This is a genomic window from Marinobacter sp., assembly GCF_041690455.1.
GTDB lineage: Bacteria > Pseudomonadota > Gammaproteobacteria > Pseudomonadales > Oleiphilaceae > Marinobacter.
In genome coordinates this window covers 19,195-27,396 of the sequence record NZ_JAWLHI010000058.1, presented here as the reverse complement: position 1 = coordinate 27,396, position 8,202 = coordinate 19,195, and the positions used below count along the sequence as shown (strand labels likewise).

The 8,202-nt window shown below is 61.3% G+C and carries 5 protein-coding genes; 3 read left to right on the top strand and 2 right to left on the bottom strand.

Going from position 1 to position 8,202, the window contains the following annotated elements; genetic code table 11:
* The coding region (locus tag ACESMW_RS14050; RefSeq protein ID WP_372987645.1) for a Tex-like N-terminal domain-containing protein at positions 1-1,302 on the bottom strand (1,302 nt) is incomplete at its 3' end.
* 54 nt (positions 1,303-1,356) lie between these two features.
* Complete coding sequence (locus ACESMW_RS14045; RefSeq protein WP_372987644.1) at positions 1,357-3,093, bottom strand: putative bifunctional diguanylate cyclase/phosphodiesterase; 1,737 nt, start codon at positions 3,091-3,093, stop codon at positions 1,357-1,359.
* 140 nt (positions 3,094-3,233) lie between these two features.
* Here ACESMW_RS14045 and rep point away from each other — a divergent pair, with 140 nt between their 5' ends.
* From rep to ACESMW_RS14030, 3 genes are all read left to right on the top strand, one after another.
* Positions 3,234-5,252, top strand: a complete 2,019-nt coding sequence (gene rep / locus ACESMW_RS14040) for a DNA helicase Rep (RefSeq protein WP_372987643.1) — start codon at positions 3,234-3,236, stop codon at positions 5,250-5,252.
* Between the two features lie 102 nt (positions 5,253-5,354).
* The gene (locus ACESMW_RS14035) at positions 5,355-7,667 is read left to right on the top strand and encodes a galactose oxidase-like domain-containing protein (RefSeq protein ID WP_372987642.1); all 2,313 of its coding nucleotides are present in this window, start codon (positions 5,355-5,357) and stop codon (positions 7,665-7,667) included.
* The gene (locus ACESMW_RS14030; protein WP_372987641.1) at positions 7,664-8,179 is read left to right on the top strand and encodes a hypothetical protein; all 516 of its coding nucleotides are present in this window, start codon (positions 7,664-7,666) and stop codon (positions 8,177-8,179) included. Before ACESMW_RS14035 ends, ACESMW_RS14030 begins: the two co-directional genes overlap by 4 nt.
* The last annotated feature ends 23 nt before the right edge of the window (positions 8,180-8,202 follow it).

Below are 8,202 nucleotides of genomic sequence, written 5' to 3'. Positions count from 1 at the left end.
GGGCAATTCTTTGGAGGCAAACTCGGACGCGGAATAGACCGACGCGCCGGACTCGCTGACCACGATCCGGGCCAGTTTCAGTTCCGGATAACGCTTGCACAGATCGGCCACCAGCTTCTCGGTTTCCCGTGAGGCAGTGCCGTTACCGATCGCCACCAGCTCAATCCCGTACTCCCGGCACCAGGTGGCCAACTGCTCGATGGACTGGTCCCACTTGTTCTGGGGCGCATGGGGGAAAATCGCGCCATGGCCCACCACCTGACCGGTACCGTCGATCACCGCCACCTTGACCCCGGTGCGCAGTCCCGGGTCCAGACCCAGGGTCGGGCGCGGGCCCGCCGGCGCCAGCAACAGCAAGTCTTTCAGGTTGGCGGCAAACACGTTGATCGCCTCGGTTTCCGCGGCTTCACGCACCTGTGCCATCAGGTCAGTCTCGATCTGGGTGGACAGCTTGACCCGCCAGGTCCAGCGCACCACTTCAGACAGCCATTTGTCGGCCGGGCGACCGTCATCCCGGATGCGCCAGCGCGCGGCAATCCGCTGCTCGGCCGGGTGCGGCTGGCGACGATCATCTTCTGCGTCACCCACCACAATGCTGTAGGTCAGGATACCCTCGTTACGGCCACGGAGAATGGCCAGCGCCCGGTGCGATGGCACCTTTTTCAGGGGCTCGACATGATCAAAGTAGTCCCGGAACTTGGCGCCCTCGGTCTCTTTGCCTTCCACCACGGACACCTTGAGCTGACCTTCCTGCCAGATGAAGTCCCGCAGGTCACCCAGCAGTTCGGCATCCTCGGCGAAACGCTCCATCAGGATGTAGCGGGCACCATCGAGGGCCGCCTTGGTATCTTCCACCCCGGCGTCCTTGTTGATGTAGGCCCCGGCGGCGGCTTCGGGATCAAGGGTCGGATCGTCATACAGGGCATCGGCCAGGGGCTCCAGACCGGCTTCCCGGGCAATCTGGGCCTTGGTGCGGCGCTTGGGTTTGTAGGGCAGATACAGGTCTTCCAGCCGGTTCTTGGTGTCTGCCCCGTTGATCGCAGCCTTGAGCTCATCGGTCAGCTTGCCCTGCTCCTCAATGCTGTTGAGGATGGTAGCGCGGCGGTCCTCCAGCTCACGCAGGTAACGCAACCGCTCTTCCAGGTTCCGCAGCTGACTGTCGTCCAGCGAGCCGGTGACTTCTTTCCGGTAGCGGGCAATAAACGGAACGGTCGCGCCCTCGTCGAGCAGGGCAACGGTGGCATTAACCTGTTGTTCGCGGACACCAAGCTCTTCCGCGATACGGCTGGAAATCGTCTTCATGCAACCTCGGTAAAATCACATAGGAATCGAATTAACGGGAAAAGGTACAGCGGCTTACTTCTGCAAGCAAGCGGCCTGACTGCGGCTGTTCAGGAATTGCACAAGCTCGTTCCAGGGCATGGGGCGGGCGTAATAGTAGCCCTGGACCTCGTCACAATGCTGCTGGCGGAGAAACTCCAGTTGCCCTTCGCTCTCCACCCCCTCGGCGACGACGCTCATCTGCAGACTGTGGGACAGGCTGATAATCGCACGGATGATATGCTCGGCATCGGCAGACTGCCCCAGCTCCTCCACGAAGGACTTGTCGATCTTGACCAGGGAAATCGGCAGGTGCTGCAGATTGCTCAGCGATGAAAAACCGGTGCCGAAATCGTCCAGGGCAAAGCTGATGCCCAGCTGGTTCAGCTCCCGCAGGCAGCGTTGGGCGTATTCGGGATCGTGCATCATGGCACTTTCCGTAAGCTCCAGTTCCAGCAGGCTGGTATCCACGTTGGCGTTGAAGATGATCCGGAAGATGGTCTCGGTCATCTTGCGATCGTGGAACTGGCGGAACGACAGGTTGACGGCGAACACCAGTCCGGGAAAGCCCAGCTCGGCGGATTCCTTGAGCCGCTGACAGGCCTGTTCGATCACCCAGTAGCCGATTGGAACGATCAGGCCGCTGCGCTCGGCCACCGGAATGAATTCATCCGGCCCCACCAATCCGCGCTGCGGGTGGTTCCAGCGCAGCAGACATTCCACACCGCGCACTTCCTCGGTCGCCAGGTCGATCCTGGGCTGGTAGTAAACCTCCAGCTCCCTGCCCCGCAGGGCATTGCGCAAGTCCGCCTCCAGGCGCAGCTGGTAGCCGGCAGAGATGTGCAGTTGCCGGTCGTAAAAACGGTAACTGGTGCCCGGATCCCGCTTGGCCTCGAACATGGCACGATTGGCCCGGCGCATCAGGTTCTCGGCGCTGTCACCGGATTCCGGGTAGGTCGCGACACCGAGGCTGGCGTTCACCACCAGCTGCTGGCCGTCCACGGTCACAGGCTCATCGAGCAGTGTGACCACCTTGCGGATGATCCGGGTAATATCCAGCGAATCCTCGACTTTCTCGATAATGATCGCCAGCTCGTCCCCGCCGATGCGCATCAGCGAGTCCACGCGGCGCAAGGCGTGACGCAGTCGCTCCGCCAGCTTCATCATCAGCTGGTCGCTGCGCTGGTAGCCGAAAGATTCGTTGATACTGCGGAAATCGTCGATATTGAGGTGCAGCAGGGCCAGCCTCTGACCGCCCCGTTCGGCCCGCAGCAAGCCCTGCTGCAGCCGGTCGAAGAAAAGGTCCCGGTTAATGACCCCGGTGGCAACATCGCGCCCAAGATGGCCCTGGGCGGACGTGCTCAGCTGTTCCCGGTACCAGAGGTATTTCACCGCCCGGGGGAAACTCCAGCGGTCGAGGCCCTGCCGGCTCAGGTAATCCGCCGCCCCTTCCGCAACAAGCTGCGATGCCCGTTCACCGGGCAGCTCGGCACTGAGCGCCAGCACCGGCTTGTCGTCGCTGGAGACCGAAAGGTATTGCAGGAAGGCGGCTTCGTTACCGCCGTGAAACACACAATCCCAGACGATGACGTCGAAACTGGCGTTGCGGATGAGATCGTCACAATCGATCAGATCCGGACACCAGGTGACATCCGGATCGATCTCGGAGTCGCCTGAAAGCAGCGAGTCCAGCCAGAGAAAGTCCGCGTGGTGTGGTGTCAGCACCAGTACGCGTAACCGATCGGGCCTCGGAGTCTCCAGGGGCAATGTCATCAAACAGGATCCGTCTCTGCATAGGCTGTGACTGATAACCTTATCATAGCCAAGAGATGATCGAGGTACAGTAACGCCTGCTGGTGTAGAATAATGACACGCGAATTTCCTGACCCCCGTTCCATTCTGGTCCGTAATCTGTGAACAAGCTCAACCCCCGACAAAGTGAAGCCGTCCGTTACGCCGATGGCCCGCTACTGGTGCTCGCCGGCGCCGGCAGTGGCAAGACCAGCGTGATCACGCGCAAGATCGCCTATCTGATCGAGGAACTGGGCATTCCGGGGCGTCATATTGCCGCGGTGACCTTTACCAACAAGGCCGCCCGGGAAATGAAGGAACGGGTAGGCCGGATTGTGGACCGGGGCAAGTCCCGGGGGCTGATCGTATCCACCTTCCACAACCTCGGCCTGAACATGATCAGGGAAGAGCATCCGCACCTGGGCTACCACCCCGGCTTTTCCATTTTCGATGCCGAGGACGCCAAGGCCCTGTTGCAGGACCTGATGCTGCGCGAAGCCAGCGCCGATGCCGGCGATGAGCTCAACGATGTGCAGATGACCATCTCCTCCTGGAAGAACGCCATGCGTGGCCCGGAAGAAGCCTACAGCAAGGCCGCCGATGAGCGGGAACAGCGCATCGCCCTGATCTACAAGCGCTACAACGAATACCTGAAAGCCTACAACGCGGTGGATTTTGACGACCTGATCCTGCTGCCGGTGCAGCTGTTCCGCAGCCACCCGGATGTGCTGGCCAAGTGGCGGCGCAAGATCCGCTACATGCTGGTGGACGAGTACCAGGACACCAACGTGTGCCAGTACGAACTGGTCAAGCTGCTGGTGGCCGATCGGGCCGCCTTCACCGTGGTCGGCGATGACGACCAGTCCATCTACGCCTGGCGCGGGGCCCGGCCCGAGAACCTGGCCCAGCTCAAGGAAGACTTCCCGAGCCTGAAAATCGTCAAGCTCGAGCAGAACTATCGCTCGACCGGGCGGATCCTGCGCAGTGCCAACACGGTGATTGCCAACAACCCCCATGCGTTCGAGAAAGCCCTGTGGAGTGACCACACCATCGGGGAAGAGCTCCGCATCATCCGCTGTCGCAACGAGGATGCCGAAGCGGATCGGGTCGCGACCGAGATCATCGACAACAAACTCAAGCAGGGTCTCGATTTCAAGGACTTCGCCGTGCTGTACCGGGGTAACCACCAGTCCCGGCTACTGGAGATGAAGCTGCAGGCCTACCAGATTCCCTACCGGATCTCCGGCGGCCAGTCGTTCTTCTCCAAGAACGAGATCAAGGACGCCATGTCCTACCTGCGGCTGCTGGTCAATCCGGATGACGACGCCGCTTTCCTGCGGGTGGTCAACGTCCCCCGGCGGGAAATCGGCCCGCGCACCCTGGAGCAGCTGAGCCACTACGCCCGCTCACGCAATGTCAGCCTGTTCCAGGCCCTGGGGAATATGGGCGCGGAAGCCCATGTTACCGAGAAAGGCCTGGACCGGTTACGGCGCTTTGCCCATTGGGTTGACCGGACCTGCGAACGCCTGCATTCGGAGGACCCGATCCCGGTGATCAAGCAGCTGTTCACCGACATCGAATACGAGGAATGGCTGCACCAGCACTCCGGCACGCCCAAGCAGGCCGAGCGGCGCATGGAGAACATCTGGTACCTGGTGGAATCGATCCAGCGCATGCTCGATGACGGCAAGGGCACGGCGGACGAGATCGGCATCGAGGACGCCATCAGCAAGCTGATCCTGCGGGACATGATGGAGCAGCGGGAGGAGGAAGACGACAGCGACAAGGTTCAGCTGCTGACCCTGCACGCCTCCAAAGGCCTGGAGTTTCCCCATGTGTTCATCATGGGCCTGGAGGAGGAAATCCTGCCCCACCGCGCCAGCATCGAGGAAGGCAACATCGAGGAGGAGCGGCGCCTGATGTACGTCGGCATCACCCGTGCCCGGGAAACCCTGACCCTCACCTATGCTGCCTCCCGCAAACAGTATGGCGAGAAGATCGAAACCATTCCCAGCCGGTTTCTGGATGAGCTGCCCGAGGACGACCTGAAATGGGAAGGCCTCGGAGACCTCGACCGGGAAGCCAATCAGAAAAAGGGCAAAGCCACCCTGAGCGCCCTGCTCGGGGATCTCGGCAGCTGACCATTTTTTAATCTTCACCCCCTGCAACTATTCCCGTTCCTGGTCCGTTACCCCCGATGGGGAAGTCTCCCCTCGACACAACAACAAGACCAGGAGAACGAAATGACACCGATTGATCTTTCGTACGGCTCCAGCAAACTGCTACTGGCCATCAGTTCCGCACTGGTACTGTCCGCCTGCGGCGGTGGTGGTGATTCCGGCACCAATAGCAACGGTTCCAGCGCCGAAACCTCTTCCGGCCAGAACACGGCGGTGGGCGGCGATCAGGTGGCCCAAACCGCCGAATCAGGGACGCCCACCGGTGACCCCGTCAAGGGTTTCTTCACCGACCCTTTCGCGGAGCCCGTCATTACCGTCGATGGTGAGGATGTGGAAACCGATGAGCGGTGTGTGACCAACAGCGAGGGCCTGCTGGAGTGCAAACCGGCGGCGGGCACCATGGCAGTACTTGAGGATGGCCGGGTACTCTACCTGAACGCCCTGGAAGGAACGGAAAACGTCGAGTTGTCCATCGTGGCGGAATTCGGCGAGGTCTCCATCAACGATCAGAGCCGGGTTCTGGCACTCGGCGAGGCGGACACACCGCAGTGGATCAAACCGGATCCGTTGCGGGCGGGCGCTAATCCCGACGGTAACGACTCTGAAACCCTGCTTGATGGCACCGAACTCGATGGCGCCCTGGATACCGCCGACAACACGGCGAAGAACGACGGCGCGCTGTTCTGTTCCGACATAATCGCCCTGGCCGACGGAAGGATCATGGCGGTCGGCGGCACCGACTACTATTCAGAGCCCGGTGTTGACGGCTTTCCGATCGGGGTAGCCGAACTGGAGGGCATCAAGAACTCCCGGATTTTCGACGGAACCACCAACACCTGGACCCAGAGCGGAGACATGACTTACGGCCGCTGGTACCCGTCGCTGGTGACACTCGGAAACAGCGACGTCTTTGTCGCCAGTGGCGTGACCAAACTGATCAAGCCGGTCTACCCGGAGGATCCGCTCAACTCGGGCCGGAACGTGGTGGAAACGGAAACCTACGACCCCTGTTCCGGTACCTGGACGGAGAATCCGAGCACGGCGCAGCGATCACTGCCGCTGTACCCCAGGATGCATCTGCTGCCCAATGGTCATGTGCTTTACAATGCCGGCGGCCAGGCCTTCAATCCCTTCGGCCAGGGGTATGATCAGGCGCTCTGGAACATCGTGGCCAGCTACAATCCCGACACCCAGCGCTGGACGGATATCGGTTATGCCGGCCTGCCCCTGCGACTGGACGAAGTGGGCCTTGAGCAGCTGAGCAGCAGCCTCAACATCACCAACCTTTCCATGGAGCAGGCAGGCAGCCTGCTGGGTGGCGTGCTCGAATCCCCCACCGACCTGCTGACTGCCGCCTCCGACCTGAACCTGGACGAGGAAACCCTGAAAACCGCCATTGCCGGCGGCATGCGCGGCTCCACATCCAGCACCATGCTGCCGGTGCGGCCGGATGAGAACGGCCAGTACAACGAAGTGGAACTGCTGACGGCGGGCGGTGTGCCCAGCTACGCTCTGCTGACCAACCCGGGCGGCTATCTGCCGGTGGCACAGAGCCGCATCGACACCATCAGCATTAACGGCGAACAACTGGATTACGAGTCTCGGCTGACCGGACCTCTGAACCAGCCCCGGTGGTACGGCACCAATGTGCTGCTGCCCGACGGCAGCGTGATGGTGTTCAGTGGCGGTACCCGTGACGGTGTGGTGTCACCGGGGCTGGAAGGACCAATCATGACCACCGAGCGCTTTGACCCCGACACCGGCACCTGGACCGAAATGGCCACGGCCAACCGCCCGAGGACCTACCACAATACCGCGGTCTTGCTCCCGGACGGTCGCGTTCTGGTAGCAGGCCACGCCCCCATCAGTACCGCTTACCTCTCACACATCAATCTCGAGGACTTTGGTCTGGGGCCCAATGCCGGCCGCGATCCGAGTTTCGAGATCTATACGCCGCCCTATGCCATGCGGAATGACCGTCCCGAGATTCTGTCAGCACCGGAAACGGCCACCATCGGCGACACCCTCAGCATTCAGGTGGACGACGCCGAGAACATAGATGAAGTGCTGTTGATCCGGCGGACTGCAATGACCCATCTGATCGACGGTGATCAGCGGGCGGTGGAACTCCCGATTGTTTCCCGCAACGGCCGTAACCTTCGTCTGGCCATGCCGGATAGCCATGACGTTGTGCCGGCTGGTAAATACATGCTGTTTGTCAGTAAATCATCGGACGAGGGCCGGGTGCCTTCGGTCTCCACGCCGGTCACGGTGGTGAACACGTCCCTGGCCTGCACGGCTGACACCCAGCTTGCAGACACCGACACCTCGACCAGCGACGGAAGCCTGTTGGATGAACTGGGAGGCACACTATGAGCGAAGCAATCCATCAGAGCAGGATCCGATGGTTTTGCACCGTGGCAGCGGCTGGTCTGGCGCTTTGCGCCGGGCCAGCCCTGGGACATGGGGCACCGGAGACAGGCAAAACACCGGACAGCCGGATGAGCGCAGCCATCACTGCTGCCCCGGTGATCGCCGGACTTGATGTCATGATCCTGGATGCGCCCAGACCCGGGCTGCTGTTGAGCTACCGTGGGGAACAGGTACTGACGGTCCTTGGTAAAGACCAGGAGCCGATGTTGCGCATCACAGAAAGGGGTGTGAGCGCCAACCAGGACAGCCCTACCTACAGGCTCAGCGATGAGCGGCAGATACAGGCTCAGCCCTCAGGTTGGACCACAGTTTCAGAGTCAGGCACCTACGGATGGATGGATCCGCGTCTGGCGGTCCGGTCGGGGCACAGGGAAGAGTGGACCATAGAGATCATGGACGAAGACGGGGGTTTGTTCGAGCTCAAGGGAAGTCTCGAATCAAAACTCATGCCGTAGAAACGAAAACACCCATCTGCGCG